Here is a 17715-nt window from a genome sequence, read left to right on the forward strand (position 1 = left end):
GGTACGAACGGATCAGACGGGAGCCGGTGCGCGATGCGGATTCAGGTGAGCCGGACCGGCGGGTTCGCCGGCATCGCGCGCCGGGGCGAGGTCGACACCTCGGGGCGGCCCGACGCCGCGGAGTGGGAGACCCTCGCCGAGGCCGCGCTCGCCGCGGGCCGGGACGGTACGCCCGCGGGCGTACCGGACGGCTTCCGCTATCGGATCACGGTCGGCGACCGGACCGTCCACTGCGCGGACCCCCGCCTGACCGAGGCGCAGCGCACGCTGATCACACGGATCCTCAGGGAAGGCGCGTAGGCCCGGGCCCCCCGGGGAGCGCCGGGACGGGCGGCCCGCCCGCCCGTGCCGGTGCCGCTCAGAAACCGAGCTTGCGCAGCTGCTTGGGGTCCCGCTGCCAGTCCTTGGCGACCTTCACGTGCAGGTCCAGGAAGACCGGCGTGCCCAGCAGTGCCTCGATGTGCTTGCGGGACTTCGTGCCGACGTCCTTCAGCCGCTGGCCCTTGGGGCCGATGATGATGCCCTTCTGGCTGGGGCGCTCGATGTAGACGTTCGCGTGGATGTCGAGCAGCGGCTTGTCCGCGGGGCGGTCCTCGCGGGGCAGCATCTCCTCGACGACGACCGCGATGGAGTGCGGCAGCTCGTCCCGTACGCCTTCGAGCGCGGCCTCCCGGATCAGCTCCGCGACCATGACCATCTCGGGCTCGTCGGTGAGGTCGCCCTCCGGGTAGAGCGGGGGGCTCTCGGGGAGCAGCGGGGCGATCAGGTCGGCCAGCAGATCGACCTGCTGGTCCTTGACCGCGGAGACCGGGATGATCTCCGCCCACTCGAAGCCGTACTCCTCGCCCGCGCGGGAGACGGCCAGCAGCTGCTCGGCGAGCGCCTTGGACCCGACCAGGTCGGTCTTGGTGATGATCGCGATCTTCGGGGTCTTCTTGATCCCGGCGAGTTCCTTGATGATGTACTTGTCGCCGGGGCCGAGCTTCTGGTCGGCGGGCAGGCAGAAGCCGATGACGTCGACCTCGGCCCAGGTGGTCCGTACGACGTCGTTCAGCCGCTCCCCGAGCAGTGTGCGCGGCTTGTGGAGACCCGGCGTGTCCACCAGGATCAGCTGCGCGTCCGCACGGTGCACGATGCCTCGCACCGTGTGCCGGGTGGTCTGGGGGCGGTTGGAAGTGATCGCCACCTTCTGACCGACCAGAGCGTTCGTGAGGGTGGACTTGCCCGCGTTGGGGCGGCCCACGAAGCAGGCGAAGCCGGCCCGGTGGGGGGCGTTGTTCTCAGCCTGCTGCGCAGCAGCTTCTGTGTTCGGTCGAGCGCTCATGGCGCCCATTCTCCCCGATCCCGGCGGCGGCGTTGCACAGCAGGGCGCATCGGCCCCTGTTCAGCCGGCGGTGACCGTGGTCCGCAGCGTGCCGTCCGGCCCGGCAAGCAGCACGGGCGTGTCGGGTCCGCCCAGGTCACGGACGGCGGCCCGGTCCTCGGCCGAGGGTGCCTCGGCAGAGGAGACGATCGCGGCGGCCTCCAGTGAGGTCGCCCCGCCGGCCACCGCCATCGCGACGGCGGTCTGCAGCGCACTGAGCTTCAGCGAGTCCAGGGCGACGGTGCCCGCGGCGTACGTGCGTCCCGTCTCGTCCCGTACCGCGGCGCCCTCCGGCACTCCGTTGCGGGCGCGGACGCTGCGGGCCAGCGTGACGATCTTGCGGTCCTCGGGTCCGAGGTCGGTGCTGTCGGTCATGTGCTGAGCATACGAAGCGGGAGGGCACCCGCTCCGCAACGGGGTCCGGTCACCCGGCCACGGGGTACATCGAGCCGCGCCGCCCCTCGGGCGAGGCCAGCCACTGGAGCTTGGCCTCCGTACCCGTGTCGGGCAGCGGAGTGTGCAGCACGATCACCAGGTCCGGGCGGGCCGGGACCCGCAGCTGGGTGGACTCCACGCTGAGTGTGCCGACGAGCGGATGCTGCAGTTCCTTGCGGATCTGGCCGCCGGGGGCGACGTCGCGCCGGTCCCAGAGCGCGGCGAACTCGGTGCTGAGCCTCCTCGCCTCCGCGACGACGGCACGGAACCCCTCGTCCTCGGGGTGGTCCGAGCAGGCGGCCCGGAACTGCGCGACGACCCGGCAGGCGATCAGCTCCCACTGGGTCGACCTCGCCCGGTACACCGGATCGGTGAAGAAGGCGATCATGCAGTTCTGCACGATGCCGGGACGCATGCCGAGCACCGCCGAAGCCGCGTCGTTGTAGAGCACGGTGTTCCAGTACCGGTCCATGATGTGCGCCGGAAAGGGCATCCAGGCGTCGATGAGGCGGGTGAGCCCCGCGCACATGTCGCGGTCGGCCGGATCGACTTCGGGCGCGGGCGGGTTGAGGCCTGCCAGGACGTAGAGATGGCGGCGTTCCGCGCTGTTGAGCCGCAGCACCCGGCCCACGGAGTCCAGGACCTGGGGGGACACGGTGATGTCGCGGCCCTGCTCCAGCCACTGGTACCAGGAGACGCCGACGCCCGCGAGGACGGCGACCTCCTCACGGCGCAGCCCGGGGGTACGTCTGCGTGCCCCGCCGTCCGGCAGTCCGGCCTCGGCCGGGGTGACCCTGGCCCTGCGGCTCATCAGGAACTCCCGCAGTTCGGCGAGGCGGTGCGCCTTGTCGCCGGCGGTACCGCGGGCCGTGGTGCTGTTCTGGGCCGGTGAGGCCACGTACTCCCCCTGGTGTCCGTGTCCGTGCGTGCGCCTGCCTGGTGGTGCGGCCAACAGGATAAGTTCCCGCTCCCCACCGATATTCCTGCGGCTCCAGGCTGTCGCACATGGCGATCGAAACCCCAACCACCGCACCCGTCGGCACCGCTGACCCCGTGAACCCCGCACCTGCCCGGCTCCCGGGCCGGGCCCGTCTCGTTCTCTTCGTGCTGTGCGCCGCCCAGTTCATGGTGGCGCTCGACTTCTCCGTCCTGAATGTGGCACTGCCCGTCCTCGGCAAGGATCTGGGGCTCAGCACGTCGGGGCTCCAGTGGGCCGTCACGGCGTTCGCCCTGCCGTCCGGCGGCTTCCTGCTGCTCTTCGGCCGGATCGCCGATCTCTACGGCAGGCGCAGGCTGTTCCTCACCGGCCTCGCCCTGTTCGGGACGTCCTCACTGCTGGCGACGCTGGCCTGGGACCCCGCGTCGTTCCTCGCGGGACGGGCGCTGCAGGGGCTCGGCGCGGCCGTGATCGTGCCGACCGGGATGTCGCTGCTGACGACGACGTTCCCGGAGGGGCCGCTGCGGGACCGGGCCCTGGGTATCAGCGGCACACTTCTCTCGCTGGGCTTCACCGTCGGCATGGTGGCGGGCGGTGTGCTCACCGACACGCTCGGCTGGCGCTCCACGATGGGGCTCCTGGCCCTCGCCTCGGTGATCGTGCTCGTCCTGGCACCGAAGGTGCTCGCCGAGTCGCGTACGCCGGACCGGCCGAAGCTGGACGTGCCGGGTGCCGTGACCGTCACCGGCGGTCTGCTCGCGCTGATCTACTCGCTGTCGACGGCCGCCCAGCGCGGCTTCGGCGATGCGGACGTCCTCGTCACGCTCGTCGTGGGGGTGGCGCTCCTGGCGGCCTTCGGGATCGTCGAGTCCCGTGCGGCGGCCCCGCTGGTCTCCCTTCCCATGCTGCGCCGCCGCACGGTGGCGTTCGGCAACCTCGGGGGTCTGGCGACCTTCTCGATGATGAGCACCGTCGTGTTCGTGCTGACCCTGTACCTCCAGGAGGTGCTGGGGCTCTCCGCCTTCGGGACGGGGCTGGTCTTCGGCGTGCAGGGCATCGCCTCGGTGGCGGCGGGGATGTACGCGTCGAGGGTCATCGGCCGCTTCGGTGCCCGCCCGACCCTGGTCGTGTCGCTGCTCGGTCAGGGCCTGTTCATCGGGGCGCTGCTCGCTCTGGGGGAGGACTCGGGTGTCCTGCTCGCGACGGTGGCCGTCTCGCTGGCCAGCATGTTCCACCTGGGCGCGATCATCTCGTACGGGGTGACGGTGACGTCCGGTGTCCCGGACGAGGAGCAGGGCCTGGCGACCGGTCTGGTGACCACGACCCAGCAGGTGGGGATAACGGTCGGCATCCCGCTGCTGGGCGTGCTCGCCACGACGCAGGGCACGCTGTTCGACGGCGTGCGACTGGTGGTGGCGGCCGCCGCGGTGATCCTGGTGGCCGCGGGTGCGGCGGCGGGTGCGGGTCTGCGGCGCGCGGGCTGAGCGCCGCCCTACGGCCGGTCCAGTTTCAGGCGTTCCGCCTTGGGGAGACCGGCCACCACCAGGTCGTAACTGTCCTCGATGAGCTCCCGGACCGTCCGGCCCGGGAGCCCGGAGACCGTCACCGTGTTCCAGTGCCGCTTGTTCATGTGCCAGCCGGGCGCGATCGCGGCGTACTTCTCCCTGAGGCGTACGGCGTCGTCCGGGTCGCACTTGAGGTTGACCGTCAGCGGCCGTGCGTCCAGCGCGCTGAGGGCGAACATCTTCCCGAGGACCTTGAAGACGGAGGTCTCGGGGCCGAAGGGAAACTCCTCGGCACTCGCGTTGAACTCCAGGCAGAACGCCCGCAACTCCTGGGGAGTCATCCCGATTCCGTTCCCTCCGGTTCCACCAGCACCGTGACGATCTTGTTCCGGCGGCCCGCCGGGGACTCCGCGGTGAGCCGGAGCCGACGGCCGTCGGGCAGGTCGACCGCCGAGGAGGCTCCGGCGATCGGAACCCGTCCGAGCGCCTTCGCCAGCAGACCGCCGACCGTCTCGACATCCTCGTCGTCGTACTCGTCGAGGTCGAACAGGTCCCCGAGGTCGCCGATGTCGAGCCGCGCGGTCACCCGGTAGCAGCCGTTCTCCAGCTCCTGGACCGGCGGGAGTTCACGGTCGTACTCGTCGGTGATCTCGCCGACGATCTCCTCGAGGATGTCCTCGATGGTGACGATGCCCGCCGTGCCGCCGTACTCGTCGATGACGACCGCGACGTGGCTGCGGTCCTGCTGCATCTCGCGCAGCAGGTCACCGGCGTTCTTCGTGTCGGGTACGAACGCGGCGGGGCGCATCGCCGTGGAGACCAGGTCGGACTCCGCGTCCCGGTTGACGTGCGTCTTGCGGACCAGGTCCTTGAGGTAGACGACGCCGACGATGTCGTCCTCGTTCTCCCCGGTGACCGGGATCCGCGAGAAGCCGGAGCGCAGGGCGAGGGTCAGTGCCTGGCGGACCGTCTTGTAGCGCTCTATGCAGACCAGGTCGGTGCGGGGCACCATCACCTCGCGGACGAGGGTGTCGCCGAGCTCGAAGACCGAGTGCACCATGCGGCGTTCCTCGTCCTCGATGAGCGACTCCTGCTCGGCGAGGTCGACCATCGCGCGCAGTTCGGCCTCACTGGCGAAGGGGCCCTTGCGGAAGCCCTTGCCCGGGGTCAGCGCGTTGCCGATGAGGATCAGCAGCTGCGGGATCGGGCCCATGATCCTGGCCAGCGGCAGCAGGACGTACGCCGCCGCCGTGGCCGTGTTCAGCGGGTGCTGGCGGCCGATGGTGCGCGGCGAGACCCCGATGGCGACGTAACTGACGAGGACCATCACGCCCATGGCGACGGCCAGCGCCTCCCAGGTCTCCGGCAACTCGCTCAGGCAGGCGTACGTGACGAGCACCCCGGCCGACATCTCGCAGGCGACCCGTACGAGCAGCGCCACGTTGAGGTAGCGGGTGGGGTCGGCGGCGACCTGCGACAGCTTGTCGCTGCCGCGCCGGCCGGCCCGGACGGCGCCCGCTGCCCGGAAGCTGGACGTCCGGGCGATCCCGGCCTCGGCGCAGGCCGCCAGCCATCCGACGACGAGCAGCAGGACGACGCCCGTGACGAGGGGGACGCTCACGAGACGGTGGGGGCGGGCGACGGCCCGGTCAGCCCGCGCTCACCGCGCCAGCCGTCGACGATCGCCGCCTGCAGGCCGAACATCTCGGCCTTCTCGTTCGGCTCCTCGTGGTCGTAACCGAGGAGGTGCAGCACTCCGTGGACGGTGAGGAGCTGCAGTTCCTCGTCCATGGAGTGCCCGGTGTCCGCCTCTTCGCCCTGCTTCTTCGCGACCTCGGGGCAGAGGACGATGTCACCGAGGAGCCCCTGCGGGGGCTCCTCGTCGTCCTTGGCCGGCGGACGGAGCTCGTCCATCGGGAAGGACATGACATCCGTCGGTCCCGGGAGGTCCATCCACTGGATGTGGAGCTGCTCCATGGCCGCGGTGTCGACCACGATCACCGAGAGTTCGGACAGCGGGTGGATCCGCATCCGGGCGAGCGCGTAGCGGGCGATGTCGAGGATCGCCTGCTCGTCGACCTCGGTTCCGGACTCGTTGTTGACGTCGATCGACATGGTGCGGTGCGACTACTTCCCGTTGCGGCCGTCTCGGCCCTCTGCGTTGTCGTACTTCTCGTACGCGTCGACGATACGGCCGACCAGCTTGTGCCGGACGACATCCTGCGACGTGAGCCGGGAGAAGTGCACGTCCGGGACACCCTCCAGGATCTCCTGCACCTGACGCAGACCGCTCTTCGTCCCGGTCGGGAGGTCGACCTGGGTGACGTCACCCGTGACGACGATCTTCGAGTCGAAGCCGAGCCGGGTCAGGAACATCTTCATCTGCTCGGCACTGGTGTTCTGCGCCTCGTCCAGGATGATGAACGCGTCATTCAGGGTGCGGCCACGCATGTACGCCAGCGGCGCCACCTCGATCGTGCCCGCCGCCATCAGCCGCGGGATCGAGTCGGGGTCGAGCATGTCGTGCAGCGCGTCGTACAGCGGGCGCAGATACGGGTCGATCTTGTCGAACAGCGTGCCCGGCAGGAAGCCGAGCCGCTCGCCCGCCTCGACGGCCGGCCTGGTCAGGATGATCCGGCTGACCTGCTTGGACTGCAGGGCCTGGACCGCCTTGGCCATCGCGAGATAGGTCTTGCCGGTGCCTGCGGGGCCGATACCGAAGACGATGGTGTGCTCGTCGATGGCGTCGACGTACCGCTTCTGGTTGAGCGTCTTGGGGCGGATCGTGCGGCCACGGCTGGAGAGGATGTTCTGGGTGAGCACCTCGGCGGGGGTCTCCACGCCGTCCCCGTTGCCGTTCCCGCTCGCCCTGAGCATGGCGATCGAGCGTTCCACAGCGTCCTCCGTCATCGGCAGTCCGGTGCGGAGCACCAGCACCATCTCGTCGAACAGGCGCTGGATCAGGGCGACGTCCGCCGCGCTGCCAGTCGCGCTTATCTCATTGCCCCGGACATGGATGTCGGCAGCCGGGAACGCCGTTTCGATCACGCGCAGCAGCGAGTCACCCGATCCCAGGAGCATCACCATGGGGTGTGCGGCCGGAATCCTGATCTGGGCACGCGCCTGCGGCTGTGTAGGTGACTGAGTCATGGGCCGGCCCTCGGGCCTGCACATACCTCCCGTTGCAGGGCAGTCGCTGCTCGACGGCCTCTGGAGTACCAGCGTACGACTCCGTGCTGACAACACCGAGAGGTTTTACCGCGCGATCATCAGCCCTTCACTGCCGGAAGCCGATGGTCGGGACGGCACGGCGCAGCGGCCACGCCCGGCTGGCGGCGGGCAGCAGCTCCTGGAGGAACGCGTACCGCTCCAGGGCCGCCGGGTCCTGGTCGGCGCAGGCGCGCACCTGCTGCCACCATGCGGCGATCTCCGCCCAGCCGGGCGCGGACAGCGATCCGCCGAACTCCTGCACCGAGAGGGCGGCGGTCAGTCCGGCGAAGGCGAGGCGGTCGGCGAGCGGCCAGCCGGCCAGGGTGCCGGTGACGAACCCGGCGACGAACACGTCGCCCGCCCCGGTGGGGTCCAGGGCCTCCACCTCGATGGCGGGCACCTCCGCGGCGGTGCCGGTCTCCCGGTCCACCGCGTACGCGCCTTCGGCACCCAGGGTGACCACGGCGAGGGGCACCCGTTCGGTCAGGGCGTGCGCGGCGGCGCGCGGGCAGTCGGTGCGGGTGTAGCGCATGGCCTCCTCGGCGTTGGGCAGGAAGGCCAGGCAGTGCCGCAGGTCGGGGAGGGCGTCCAGGTCCCAGCGGCCGGTCTCGTCCCAGCCGACGTCGGCGAAGACCAGGGCCCCGTTACGGGCCGCCCCGGCCACCCACGGCTCGCTGCGGCCGGGGGTGAGGGAGGCGACGGCCGCGCGGGCGCGCGGCGGGCAGTGCGGGAGCGTCCGGCCGGGGGCCGGGGTGTCGGGGGCGGGCGCCTCATGGCCGTGGGAGACCATCGTCCGCTCGCCCTCGTACGCCATGGAGACGGTGACCGGTGAGTGCCAGCCGGGAACCGTGCGCGACATCGACAGGTCGATGTGTTCACCCTGTTCGAGGGCGTCCCAGCAGTACTCCCCGTAGTGGTCGTCGCCGAACGCGGCGGCGAGGGACGTACGCAGTCCGAGCCTGGCGAGCGCGGTGGCCATGTTGGCGACGCCGCCGGGGCTGGAGCCCATCCCCCTGGCCCAGGACTCGGTGCCGCGCACCGGTGCGCTGTCTAGGCCGGTGAAGATGATGTCCAGGAAGACCGTGCCCGTCAGGAAGACGTCGCAGGGCGGGTCCTGCGGGGCGCGCAGCCCGAGCAGCGGGTCGATGCCTGGATTACCTGTGCTCACCGTGCGCTCCCCGGCCGTGGCAGATCTGAACAGTGCGAGATCCGGCCAGTTTGCCCGATCCGCTCCCCCGGTCCGGGAGTCCACGCCGTCTCGCACACAGCGACCCTGACCTGCATAAACATGCGCTGCTACCCGGTCAAGAAGTGAATAAACCCGAAAGTGACCCAGATCACATCGTGACGACTTTCCGTCCGCTGTGCGCGCTTGATACAAATTGGCCCGCGAGCACCGTTCACGACAGTTGACGACGAGTGTCGCATCCCCCGCATTTCATCGCTTTACCCTCCCCTGCGCCACTCCTCGCATTGCCCTCCCCTGCCTTCTTCTGCCTCTTCTGGCATGTCTTCAGGAACGCCCATGTCCTCGCGCCCTCGCGCCGCGTGGCCCCTGGTCGCCGTGTTCACCGCCGGTTACCTCGCCGCCTATCTGCTCCCCACCATCGTCGGCCGCCTCAGCGCCTATCTGGGGCTGAGCTCCGCCCAGGCCGGACTGGTCGGCAGCGCCCTCCTGCTGAGCTCGGCCTCCGCCGGTTTCGCCCTCGCGGGGCGCGTCGACAGATACGGGGCACGCAGACCGGCGCGCATCGGGCTCGCCCTGGCCGTGCTGGGCTACGGCTGCGCGGCGCTGACCGGCTCCGTGCCGCTGGTGGTCGCGGGCGTCGTCGTCGGCGGCTTCGGATCGGGCGCGGCGACCGCGGTCGCGGCATCCGGCATCGCCGCCCAGCACGATCCGCACCGGACCTCGTCCCTGGGGCTGCTCAGCGTCTCGGCGACGGCCGGTGCGCTCTACCTGACGATCCCTCACCTCGGCGGCGGGCACCGGCTCCCCTTCGCCTCGATCGCCCTGGTCGCGCTCCTCGTCTGGCCGGCCACCTCCAGGCTGGGCGGCTCCGTGCCCGCGGGCGGCGGCGCGCCGGTCTCCGGCCGGCTGCCGCACCGGCGGTCGGGGCTGGTGCTGGCGGGCGGAATGCTCGTCTGGTCCATGGCGCAGAACGCGCTGTGGGGCGTGAGCAGCCGGATCGGCGTCGTCCAGGTCGGGCTCTCCGAGGTGACCGTCGGCGCGGTGTTCGCCGCCGCGCTGGGAGCCGGGCTGCTCGGTGTCATGGGCGCCGGGATGCTGGGCGCGCGGATCGGCCGCGCCGTGCCGATCGGCCTCGGGACGATGATCATCGCCGCGAGCATCGTGCTCAGCTCGTCGGCCCAGGACCTCGGGGCCTTCGCGACCGGCGAGATCGTGTGGAACACCTTCTACCCGGTGGTCCTGTCGTATCTGATCGGTCTGGCCGCCTCGCTCGATGTGCGCGGCCGCTGGGCGGTCCTCGCCGGCTCGGCGTCGTCCGTCGGCGTGGCCTGCGGCCCCGTCCTCGGCAGTGTGCTCTCCGAGCAGGCCGGCTACGCGGTGATGGGCCTGATCCTGGGGGCGGCCACCCTGCTGGTCGCGGCCCCCGTCACCGCTGTCGCGCTGCACACCGGCGGGCGCCCGCTGGTGCCGGGTTCGGTCCGGCGCAGGGGCGGTGCCCCGGCGGCGCTCCTCGCCGCGACGACCGGCAGCCTGTCCGGCGCGGTGCCCAAGCTGGGCGCGCCGGAGCAGGCCGTCACGGAGATCAGCGTTCCCGCGCTGCGCCGGAGGCGGCTGGTCAGGAGCGCGTTCCGGACGGCCGGCCCCGCGGGCGGGTCCGGTCAGTCGAACGCGTACGCCTCGACCTCGCCGAGGTAGCGCGCCCTGCGCTCCTCGTCGTGGTCGAGGAAGGCCGCCTCGAAGGAGTTGCGGGCCAGGGTGCGCAGCTGCTCACGGTCCAGGCCCAGCGCCTCGTGGACGGCGTGGAAGGTGTCTCCGACGTATCCGCCGAAGTAGGCGGGGTCGTCGGAGTTCACCGTGCAGAGCAGCCCGGCGGCCATCATGGTCGGCAGCGGGTGGTCCTCCAGGGTGTCGACGGCGCGCAGTCTGACGTTGGACAGCGGGCAGAGTGTGAGCGGGATCCGCTCGGACACCAGCCGGTCCACCAGCTCCGGGTCCTCCATGCAGCGCAGCCCGTGGTCGATCCGCTCGACGCCCAGGACGTCCAGGGCCTCGCGGATGTACTCCGGCGGACCCTCCTCGCCGGCATGGGCGACCTTGCGCAGGCCGAGGGCCGTGGCCGCCGCGTACACCTCGCGGAACTTCGCGGGCGGGTGGCCGGCCTCCGCGGAGTCGAGCCCGACGGCGCTGATGCGGTGGAGGTACGGCTTCGCGGCCTGAAGGGTCTCCATCGCCGATTCCGCGGACAGGTCGCGCAGGAAGCACATGATCAGCTGGGTGGAGATGCCGTGCGTCTCCTCGCTGCGCTCCAGGGCCCTGCCGAGCCCTTCGATGACGGTTCCGATCGGGACCCCGCGGTCGGTGTGGGCCTGCGGGTCGAAGAAGATCTCCGCGTGGCGGACACCCTGGGCGGCGGCGCGGGCCAGGTAGGCGTCGGCCAGTTCGGCGAAGTCGTCCTCGGTGCGCAGCACCGCCATGAGCGCGTAGTAGAGGTCGAGGAAGCTCTGCAGGTCCTCGAACAGGTAGGCGGTGCGCAGCGCTTCGGTGTCCGCGAAGGGCAGGTCCACCCCGTTGCGTGCGGCGAGCGCGAAGGCCAGCTCGGGTTCGAGGGTCCCTTCGATGTGGAGGTGGAGTTCGGCTTTGGGGAGGTGCACAGTGTTCTCGTTACTGGTGGCGGGTGGGTACGGGGACCCGGATCAGGTCCTGGGCGATGGTCAGTTCGCCTTCGAAGCCGGCCGCCCGGGCCTGGTGCTCGAAGGCCTCGGGGTCGTTGTAGCGCTGCGAGAAGTGCGTCAGCACGAGGTGCCGTACGCCCGCGTCCCTCGCCGCCCGGCCGGCCTGTCCGGCGGTGAGGTGGCCGTGGTCGGCGGCGAGGCCGCTGTCCTCGTCGAGGAAGGTCGACTCGATGACCAGCATGTCGCACCCCTCGGCGAGGGCGTGCACGCCGTCGCAGAGCCTCGTGTCCATGATGAACGCGAACCGCTGGCCGCGCCTGAGCTCGGACACCTCGTCGAGCGGGATGCCGCGCAGGACGCCGTCGCGCTGGATCCGTCCGACGTCCGGCCCGCCGATGCCGTGCTCGGCGAGCTTCTCGGGCAGCATGCGCCGCCCGTCGGGTTCGGTCAGGCGGTAGCCGTAGGACTCGACCGGGTGCGAGAGCCGGTGGCTGTCCAGCGTGTACGCGTCCGTGGTGGCGAGGACGCCGTCGGCGGCGACCGGCACCTCGGTGAGCTCGACGGACTGGCGGTAGGCGGTCGCGTACCGGAGCCGGTCGAAGAAGTGCTGCCCGCTCGCCGGGAAGTGGGCGGTGACGGGGTGCGGGACCTGGTCCAGGTTGATCCGCTGGATCACCCCGGCCAGGCCCAGCGAGTGGTCGCCGTGGAAGTGCGTGACGCAGATCCGGTTGATGTCGTGCGCGGCGACGCCCGCCCGGAGCATCTGGCGCTGGGTGCCCTCCCCCGGGTCGAAGAGGATGCCCTCGCCGTCCCAGCGCAGCAGATAGCCGTTGTGGTTGCGGTGGCGCGTCGGGACCTGGCTTGCGGTGCCGAGGACCACCAGCTCTCGTACGGACACGGTGCGGCTCCTAGGCCTCTCGTTCGGATCATGCCGGGCACGCGGGGCCCGGCACGCGCGAAAGACCCTAGCCGGGGGGCCACTGCATCCCGCGTCCGCCCAGGACGTGGGCGTGCGCGTGGAAGACGGTCTGTCCCGCACCGGCACCCGTGTTGAGGACGATGCGGTAGCCGGTCTCGGTGATCTTCTCGTCCGCGGCGACCTGCCCGGCCTCGCGCAGCACGTCGGCGGCGATCTCCGGCTCGGCCGCGGCGAGGGCGGCGACGTCCGGGTAGTGCGCCTTCGGGATGACGAGGACGTGCGTGGGGGCCTGGGGGTTTATGTCGCGGAAGGCGACGGTCGTGTCGCTCTCGCGGATGATGGTCGCCGGGATGTCCCCCGTAACGATCTTGCAGAACAGGCAGTCGGTCTGCGGCTCTCCCGCCATGGCCCGGCCTCCTCGGTCGCTTGGTGATCGTGATCGGTACACCGGCATGCTATCCGTCCGGACCCGCCGGGCGGCCGGACCTCAGCTCCAGCGCCCGGTGCGTCCCATCAGCAGGGCGGCGGCGGCCGTCCCGGCGGTCGAGGTGCGCAGCACACTGGGACCGAGCCGGTACGGCGGCGCGCCCGCGGCGGCGAAGGCGGCGAGCTCCTCCGGGGAGACCCCGCCCTCCGGTCCGACGACGAGCACGATCGAGCCGCCGGCGGGGAGTTGCGCGGTGGCGAGGGGTTCGCTGCCGCTCTCCCGGTCCTCGTGCAGGACTCCCGCGAAGTCCGCGGCGGCCAGCAGCGCGGCGACCTGCTTGGTCGTCATGGCATCGGCCACCTCGGGGAACAGCACCCGGCGGGACTGCTTCCCCGCCTCCCGAGCCGTGTTGCGCCACTTGGCCAGGGACTTGAGGCCGCGTTCGCCCTTCCACTGCGTGATGCAGCGCGAGGCCTGCCACGGCACGATCGCGTCGACTCCCGTCTCCGTCATCGTCTCGACGGCGACCTCACCGCGGTCACCCTTGGGGAGTGCCTGGACGACCGTGATGCGGGGCGCGGGTGCGGGCTCCTCGTGCACCGTGGCGAGGTCCGTGACGACGAGCCGGTCCTTGCCCTCGGCCGCACGCACGACGCCTTCCGCCCAGCGGCCGCGCCCGTCGGTCAGGACGACGTCCTCCCCGGCGTGCAGGCGCTTCACGGACACGGCGTGCCGCCCCTCGGACCCTTCCAGGACGAACTCAGGCCCGCTGGGCATGTGTTCGACGACGAAGACCGGTGCCGTCACTGTGCACCCCTCCCACTCACTGCCGCCCATGCGGCGTCCGTTTCGGTGGCGAGCAGTTCCACGAGTTCCCCGGCGGGCAGCTCGCGTGCCATCCGGTGGCCCTGGCCCGCCCACAGCGCCATGCCCTGGGCGTCGCCGGCCTTGGCCGCCGCCTTGCGCAGCCCGCTGGTCAGGTGGTGCACCTGCGGGTAGGCGGCGGGGGCGTACGGGCCGTGCTCCCGGACGAAACGGTTGGCCAGGCCGCGCGCGGGGCGGCCGGAGAACGCCCGGGTGAGAGCCGTCGTGACGAACAGCGGGTTGGTCAGGGCCTGCTTGTGCAGCAGGTGCGCCCCGGACTCGGGGCAGGCCAGGAACGCCGTGCCGAGCTGCGCCGCGTCGGCACCCGCGGCGAGCACGGCCGCGATCTGGGAGCCGCGCATCAGCCCGCCGGCCGCGACGATCGGCAGCTGTACGGTCTCGCGGACCTGGGCGACCAGGGAGAGCAGCCCGGTGCCGGTGAGGCCCGCCTGCGCGTCGTCATGGTGCGTGGACTGGTGGCCGCCCGCCTCGACGCCCTGTACGCAGACGGCGTCGGCACCCGCCCACTGCGCGTTCCGCGCCTCCTGCGGGGAGGTGACCGTCACGACGGTGAACGTGCCGACGCCGGCGAACGCGTCGAGGGTGTCGCGGGCGGGGCAGCCGAACGTGAAGGAGACCACGGGTACCGGATCCTCCAGCAGTATCGCGACCTTGGCCTCGTAGCCGTCGTCGCCGCTGGAGTCCGGGTCGCCGAGCGGAGTCTCGTACCAGGCGGCCTCACCGGCGAGCTGGTGGCGGTACACCTCGACGGCGCTGGGGTCGGCGAGCGCCTGCTGCGGCATGAAGAGGTTGACGCCGAACGGCTGTCCGGTCAGCCCCCGCAGCTGTTTGACCTCGTTGTACATCCCGTCCGCCGTCTTGTAGCCGGCGGCGAGGAATCCGAGCCCCCCGGCCTCGGCGACGGCCCCGACGAGCTGCGGACAGGAGACGCCGCCCGCCATCGGGGCCTGCACGATCGGATACCGGCAGAGATCGGTCAGCGCCAAGGACATGACGGCATCGTGCCACGTCCCGTGCGGCGTGCCGAATCAGCCTTTTCCCGCCGGGCGTACGGCCCGTCGGCGAACGCCGCACCGCCCGCCGGAGAACCGGCGGGCGGTGCGGATGAAGCTCGGAAACCGGCTCAGCGGCCGTTGAAGGCGTCCTTCAGCCGGGAGAACAGCCCCTGCTGCCCCGGCTGGAACTGACCGGTGGGCCGCTCCTCGCCGCGCAGCTTCGACAGCTCCCGCAGGAGACGCTCCTGCTCGGGGTCCATCTTCGTCGGGGTCATGACCTCGACGTGCACGATCAGGTCGCCGCGCCCGCCACCGCGCAGATGCGTGATGCCGCGCCCGTGCAGCGGGACCGACTGGCCGGACTGGGTGCCCGGCCTGATGTCGATCTCCTCCAGGCCGTCCAGCGTCTCCAGCGGCACCTGGGTGCCGAGCGCCGCGGCCGTCATCGGGATGGTGACCGTGCAGTGCAGGTCGTCGCCGCGCCGCTGGAACACCGCGTGCGACAGCTCGTGGATCTCGACGTACAGATCGCCGGCCGGACCGCCGCCGGGGCCGACCTCTCCCTCGCCCGCGAGCTGGATCCGGGTGCCGTTGTCGACACCTGCCGGGATCTTCACGGTGAGGGTGCGCCGCGAGCGGATGCGGCCGTCACCGGCGCACTCGGGACACGGCGTCGGCACGACCGTGCCGAAGCCCTGGCACTGGGGGCAGGGCCGCGAGGTCATGACCTGGCCGAGGAAGGACCGGGTCACCTGGGAGACCTCGCCACGGCCGCGGCACATGTCACAGGTCTGGGCGGAGGTGCCGGGTGCGGCGCCCTCACCACTGCAGGTCGTACAGACGACCGCCGTGTCGACCTGGATGTCCTTGGTCGTGCCGAAGGCCGCCTCGGAGAGGTCGATCTCCAGCCGGATCATCGCGTCCTGGCCGCGCCGGGTACGCGAACGGGGTCCGCGCTGCGACGCCGTGCCGAAGAACGCGTCCATGATGTCGGAGAAGTTGCCGAAGCCACCCTGTCCGAATCCGCCCGCGCCACCGCCTCCGGAGGCGGACAGCGGGTCGCCGCCGAGGTCGTAGACCTGCTTCTTCTGCGGGTCCGACAGCACCTCGTAAGCGGCGTTGATCTCCTTGAACCGCTCCTGGGTCTTCGGATCCGGGTTGACATCCGGGTGCAGCTCGCGGGCGAGCCTGCGGAATGCCTTCTTGATCTCGTCCTGAGATGCGTCGCGGCGCACGCCGAGTACGGCGTAGTAGTCCGTGGCCACTTACGACTCCGCCAGGATCTGTCCGACGTAACGTGCCACTGCGCGTACCGCTCCCATCGTTCCGGGGTAGTCCATGCGGGTCGGTCCGACCACGCCGAGTTTGGCGACTGCCTCGTCGCCCGAACCGTAGCCGACCGCGACGACGGACGTGGAGTTGAGGCCCTCGTGGGCGTTCTCGTGCCCGATACGTACGGTCATGCCTGAGTCCTTGGCCTCACCGAGCAGCTTCAGCAGCACGACCTGTTCCTCCAATGCCTCCAGCACCGGCCGGATCATTACGGGGAAGTCGTGCCCGAAGCGGGTGAGGTTGGAGGTGCCGCCGATCATCAGCCGCTCCTCCGTCTCTTCGACCAGAGTCTCGAGAAGTACGGAGAGCACCGTCGAAACGGTCCCCCTGTCCTCGTTCTCGAAGGACTCCGGCAGGTCCTGCACCAGTTGCGGGACATCCGCGAAGCGGCGTCCGACGACCCGGCTGTTGAGCCGGGCCCGCAGATCGGCGAGAGAGGTCTCACCGAACGGAGCAGGGCAGTCGATCATACGCTGTTCGACCCGGCCGGTGTCCGTGATCAGTACGAGCATCAGCCGGGCGGGGGCGAGCGACAGCAGTTCGACGTGCCGCACCGTCGAGCGGGTCAGCGAGGGGTACTGCACGACGGCGACCTGCCGGGTCAGCTGCGCGAGCAGCCGCACCGTACGGCCCACGACGTCGTCGAGGTCGACCGCCCCGGCGAGGAAGTTCTGAATGGCCCGGCGCTCCGGCGACGACAGGGGCTTGACGCCCGCGAGCTTGTCGACGAAGAGCCGGTAACCCTTGTCCGTCGGGATACGCCCCGCACTCGTGTGCGGCTGGGCGATGAAGCCCTCGTCCTCCAGCACCGCCATGTCGTTACGGACGGTTGCCGGGGATACCCCGAGCTTGTGCCGCTCCGTGAGCGCCTTGGAGCCGACGGGCTCCTCCGTGCCGACATAGTCCTGGACGATGGCGCGCAGCACTTCGAGTCTGCGTTCGCTGAGCATCGCGCACACCTCCAGCTGTGGTTCTCCGGTGTCTGCCTGGCACTCTGTGCATTCGAGTGCCAGCAATCCCCCCGGTCAGTGTACGGGGGCGGGGTGGGCGAAGGGCAAGGGCGACCGGCCACGCCGTCGCGGGACTGCGCAGGTCGTTGCCGATAGCGTCGCCGCATGGACGCCTCTTGGGAAGAGTACGGCTGGGAGCGGTTGGGCAACGTTGTGGGGCGCCGGCGCCTTCCCGTCTGGGACGCGACGGCCGCACTGGTAGCCGGGACCGAGGGCGCGCTGCTCTACGACACCGGTTCCACGCTCCGGGAGGGCGTTGAACTGCGGACCCGGGCCGAGGGGCTGCTCGGCCGGAGGGTGACGCATATCGCACTGAGCCACCCGCACTTCGACCATGTGCTCGGCACCGCGGCCTTCGCCGGGGCGGAGGTCTACGGGGCGGTGGGCACGAGGGAGCTGCTGGGGCGCTGCGCGGAGGAGCTCCGCGCGGACGCGGTGCGCCACGGGATGCCCGAGCACGACGCCACCGTGGCGACGGACGTCCTGGTGGCCCCCCGACACGAGGTGAGCGGTGAGCGGACGCTCGACCTGGGCGGCGGCCTCCAGGTGCTGCTGGCCAACGTGGGGCCCGGCCACAGCGGCCACGATCTCGCGGTGCTGGTGCCTGGCTCTCCCGTGGTGGTGCTCTGCGGCGACCTGGTCGAGGAGTCCGGCGAACCGCAGGCGGGCCCGGACGCGGTCCCGGCCCGCTGGCCCGCCGCGCTGGACCGGCTGCTTGCCCTGGGCGGCGAGGAGGCGCTGTACGTGCCGGGGCACGGGGCCGTCGTGGACGCCGCGTTCGTACGGGCGCAGCGCGATCGGCTTGCTGCCCGGTTCGGCGTGTCCTGAGGGGCCGG

19 protein-coding genes are annotated in these 17715 nt (G+C 71.3%); 4 read left to right on the forward strand and 15 right to left on the reverse strand.

From position 1 onward, the window contains the following. Positions 1-33 precede the first annotated feature (33 nt). Entirely contained in the window at positions 34-300 is a 267-nt protein-coding gene (locus tag ACFW9O_RS09405) for a protealysin inhibitor emfourin (protein ID WP_351175320.1), read from the forward strand. Positions 301-358: 58 nt separating this feature from the next. Here ACFW9O_RS09405 and era read toward each other — a convergent pair whose 3' ends face one another. The 3 genes from era to ACFW9O_RS09420 are packed head-to-tail and all read right to left on the reverse strand — an operon-like array spanning position 359 to position 2696. Further along, positions 359-1333, reverse strand: a complete 975-nt coding sequence (gene era / locus ACFW9O_RS09410; RefSeq protein ID WP_384606852.1) for a GTPase Era — start codon at positions 1331-1333, stop codon at positions 359-361. A gap of 51 nt (positions 1334-1384) precedes the next feature. Continuing rightward, a complete protein-coding gene (locus ACFW9O_RS09415; protein ID WP_384606854.1) occupies positions 1385-1738 on the reverse strand; it encodes a cytidine deaminase in 354 nt (117 codons plus the stop codon). Positions 1739-1787: 49 nt separating this feature from the next. Next, positions 1788-2696 carry a helix-turn-helix transcriptional regulator gene (locus tag ACFW9O_RS09420; RefSeq protein ID WP_384606856.1) on the reverse strand — a complete coding sequence of 303 codons (909 nt, stop codon included), beginning with the start codon at positions 2694-2696 and terminating at the stop codon, positions 1788-1790. Between the two features lie 107 nt (positions 2697-2803). Here ACFW9O_RS09420 and ACFW9O_RS09425 point away from each other — a divergent pair, with 107 nt between their 5' ends. Further along, complete coding sequence (locus ACFW9O_RS09425; protein ID WP_384606859.1) at positions 2804-4219, forward strand: MFS transporter; 1416 nt, start codon at positions 2804-2806, stop codon at positions 4217-4219. Between the two features lie 8 nt (positions 4220-4227). Here ACFW9O_RS09425 and ACFW9O_RS09430 read toward each other — a convergent pair whose 3' ends face one another. The 5 genes from ACFW9O_RS09430 to ACFW9O_RS09450 all read right to left on the reverse strand — a co-directional run bounded on the left by ACFW9O_RS09430 (position 4228) and on the right by ACFW9O_RS09450 (position 8618). Continuing rightward, on the reverse strand, positions 4228-4581 hold the full coding sequence (locus ACFW9O_RS09430; RefSeq protein WP_351175330.1) for an MmcQ/YjbR family DNA-binding protein: 354 nt from the start codon (positions 4579-4581) through the stop codon (positions 4228-4230). Then, positions 4578-5861, reverse strand: a complete 1284-nt coding sequence (locus ACFW9O_RS09435; RefSeq protein ID WP_384606862.1) for a hemolysin family protein — start codon at positions 5859-5861, stop codon at positions 4578-4580. The genes ACFW9O_RS09430 and ACFW9O_RS09435 overlap by 4 nt, the downstream gene beginning before the upstream one ends. Next, complete coding sequence (gene ybeY / locus ACFW9O_RS09440) at positions 5858-6355, reverse strand: rRNA maturation RNase YbeY (protein WP_329211222.1); 498 nt, start codon at positions 6353-6355, stop codon at positions 5858-5860. Before ybeY ends, ACFW9O_RS09435 begins: the two co-directional genes overlap by 4 nt. Before the next feature lie 12 nt (positions 6356-6367). Continuing rightward, entirely contained in the window at positions 6368-7390 is a 1023-nt protein-coding gene (locus tag ACFW9O_RS09445) for a PhoH family protein (RefSeq protein ID WP_351175336.1), read from the reverse strand. A 127-nt stretch (positions 7391-7517) separates the two neighbouring features. Then, on the reverse strand, positions 7518-8618 hold the full coding sequence (locus tag ACFW9O_RS09450; protein WP_384606866.1) for a carbohydrate kinase family protein: 1101 nt from the start codon (positions 8616-8618) through the stop codon (positions 7518-7520). Between the two features lie 357 nt (positions 8619-8975). On the opposite strand from ACFW9O_RS09450, the gene ACFW9O_RS09455 reads away from it, so the two are divergent. Then, positions 8976-10334, forward strand: coding sequence for an MFS transporter (locus ACFW9O_RS09455; RefSeq protein ID WP_384606867.1), 1359 nt, complete (start codon positions 8976-8978; stop codon positions 10332-10334). Here the strand turns inward: ACFW9O_RS09455 and ACFW9O_RS09460 are convergent. From ACFW9O_RS09460 to hrcA, 7 genes are all read right to left on the reverse strand, one after another. Then, the gene (locus tag ACFW9O_RS09460) at positions 10298-11290 is read right to left on the reverse strand and encodes an adenosine deaminase (RefSeq protein WP_384606870.1); all 993 of its coding nucleotides are present in this window, start codon (positions 11288-11290) and stop codon (positions 10298-10300) included. The genes ACFW9O_RS09455 and ACFW9O_RS09460 overlap by 37 nt on opposite strands. A 10-nt stretch (positions 11291-11300) precedes the next feature. Next, the gene (locus ACFW9O_RS09465; protein ID WP_384606872.1) at positions 11301-12209 is read right to left on the reverse strand and encodes a ribonuclease Z; all 909 of its coding nucleotides are present in this window, start codon (positions 12207-12209) and stop codon (positions 11301-11303) included. A 67-nt stretch (positions 12210-12276) separates the two neighbouring features. Continuing rightward, positions 12277-12636, reverse strand: a complete 360-nt coding sequence (locus ACFW9O_RS09470) for a histidine triad nucleotide-binding protein (protein ID WP_351175345.1) — start codon at positions 12634-12636, stop codon at positions 12277-12279. 81 nt (positions 12637-12717) lie between these two features. Further along, positions 12718-13464 carry a 16S rRNA (uracil(1498)-N(3))-methyltransferase gene (locus ACFW9O_RS09475; protein ID WP_384606875.1) on the reverse strand — a complete coding sequence of 249 codons (747 nt, stop codon included), beginning with the start codon at positions 13462-13464 and terminating at the stop codon, positions 12718-12720. Beyond that, on the reverse strand, positions 13461-14534 hold the full coding sequence (locus ACFW9O_RS09480; protein ID WP_384606878.1) for a nitronate monooxygenase: 1074 nt from the start codon (positions 14532-14534) through the stop codon (positions 13461-13463). Before ACFW9O_RS09480 ends, ACFW9O_RS09475 begins: the two co-directional genes overlap by 4 nt. Positions 14535-14665: 131 nt before the next feature. Next, positions 14666-15802 carry a molecular chaperone DnaJ gene (gene dnaJ / locus ACFW9O_RS09485; protein WP_329211207.1) on the reverse strand — a complete coding sequence of 379 codons (1137 nt, stop codon included), beginning with the start codon at positions 15800-15802 and terminating at the stop codon, positions 14666-14668. After that, positions 15803-16819: a heat-inducible transcriptional repressor HrcA gene (gene hrcA / locus ACFW9O_RS09490; RefSeq protein ID WP_351173319.1), complete on the reverse strand. Its 1017-nt coding sequence runs from the start codon at positions 16817-16819 to the stop codon at positions 15803-15805. A gap of 165 nt (positions 16820-16984) precedes the next feature. Between hrcA and ACFW9O_RS09495 the strand changes: the two genes are divergently transcribed. After that, positions 16985-17707, forward strand: coding sequence for an MBL fold metallo-hydrolase (locus ACFW9O_RS09495; RefSeq protein ID WP_351173321.1), 723 nt, complete (start codon positions 16985-16987; stop codon positions 17705-17707). Positions 17708-17715 lie beyond the last annotated feature (8 nt).

Source organism: Streptomyces sp. NPDC059499 (assembly GCF_042749285.1).
In the GTDB taxonomy this organism is placed as follows: Bacteria; Actinomycetota; Actinomycetes; order Streptomycetales; family Streptomycetaceae; genus Streptomyces.

Coding starts and splice junctions, on each gene's coding strand:
- era (WP_384606852.1), bottom strand. CDS start 1,333: ATGGGCGCCATGAGCGCTCGACCGAACACAGAAGCTGCTGCGCAGCAG.
- ACFW9O_RS09405 (WP_351175320.1), top strand. CDS start 34: ATGCGGATTCAGGTGAGCCGGACCGGCGGGTTCGCCGGCATCGCGCGC.
- ACFW9O_RS09430 (WP_351175330.1), bottom strand. CDS start 4,581: ATGACTCCCCAGGAGTTGCGGGCGTTCTGCCTGGAGTTCAACGCGAGT.
- ACFW9O_RS09455 (WP_384606867.1), top strand. CDS start 8,976: ATGTCCTCGCGCCCTCGCGCCGCGTGGCCCCTGGTCGCCGTGTTCACC.
- ACFW9O_RS09445 (WP_351175336.1), bottom strand. CDS start 7,390: ATGACTCAGTCACCTACACAGCCGCAGGCGCGTGCCCAGATCAGGATT.
- ACFW9O_RS09495 (WP_351173321.1), top strand. CDS start 16,985: ATGGACGCCTCTTGGGAAGAGTACGGCTGGGAGCGGTTGGGCAACGTT.
- ybeY (WP_329211222.1), bottom strand. CDS start 6,355: ATGTCGATCGACGTCAACAACGAGTCCGGAACCGAGGTCGACGAGCAG.
- ACFW9O_RS09470 (WP_351175345.1), bottom strand. CDS start 12,636: ATGGCGGGAGAGCCGCAGACCGACTGCCTGTTCTGCAAGATCGTTACG.
- ACFW9O_RS09415 (WP_384606854.1), bottom strand. CDS start 1,738: ATGACCGACAGCACCGACCTCGGACCCGAGGACCGCAAGATCGTCACG.
- hrcA (WP_351173319.1), bottom strand. CDS start 16,819: ATGCTCAGCGAACGCAGACTCGAAGTGCTGCGCGCCATCGTCCAGGAC.
- ACFW9O_RS09425 (WP_384606859.1), top strand. CDS start 2,804: ATGGCGATCGAAACCCCAACCACCGCACCCGTCGGCACCGCTGACCCC.
- ACFW9O_RS09480 (WP_384606878.1), bottom strand. CDS start 14,534: ATGTCCTTGGCGCTGACCGATCTCTGCCGGTATCCGATCGTGCAGGCC.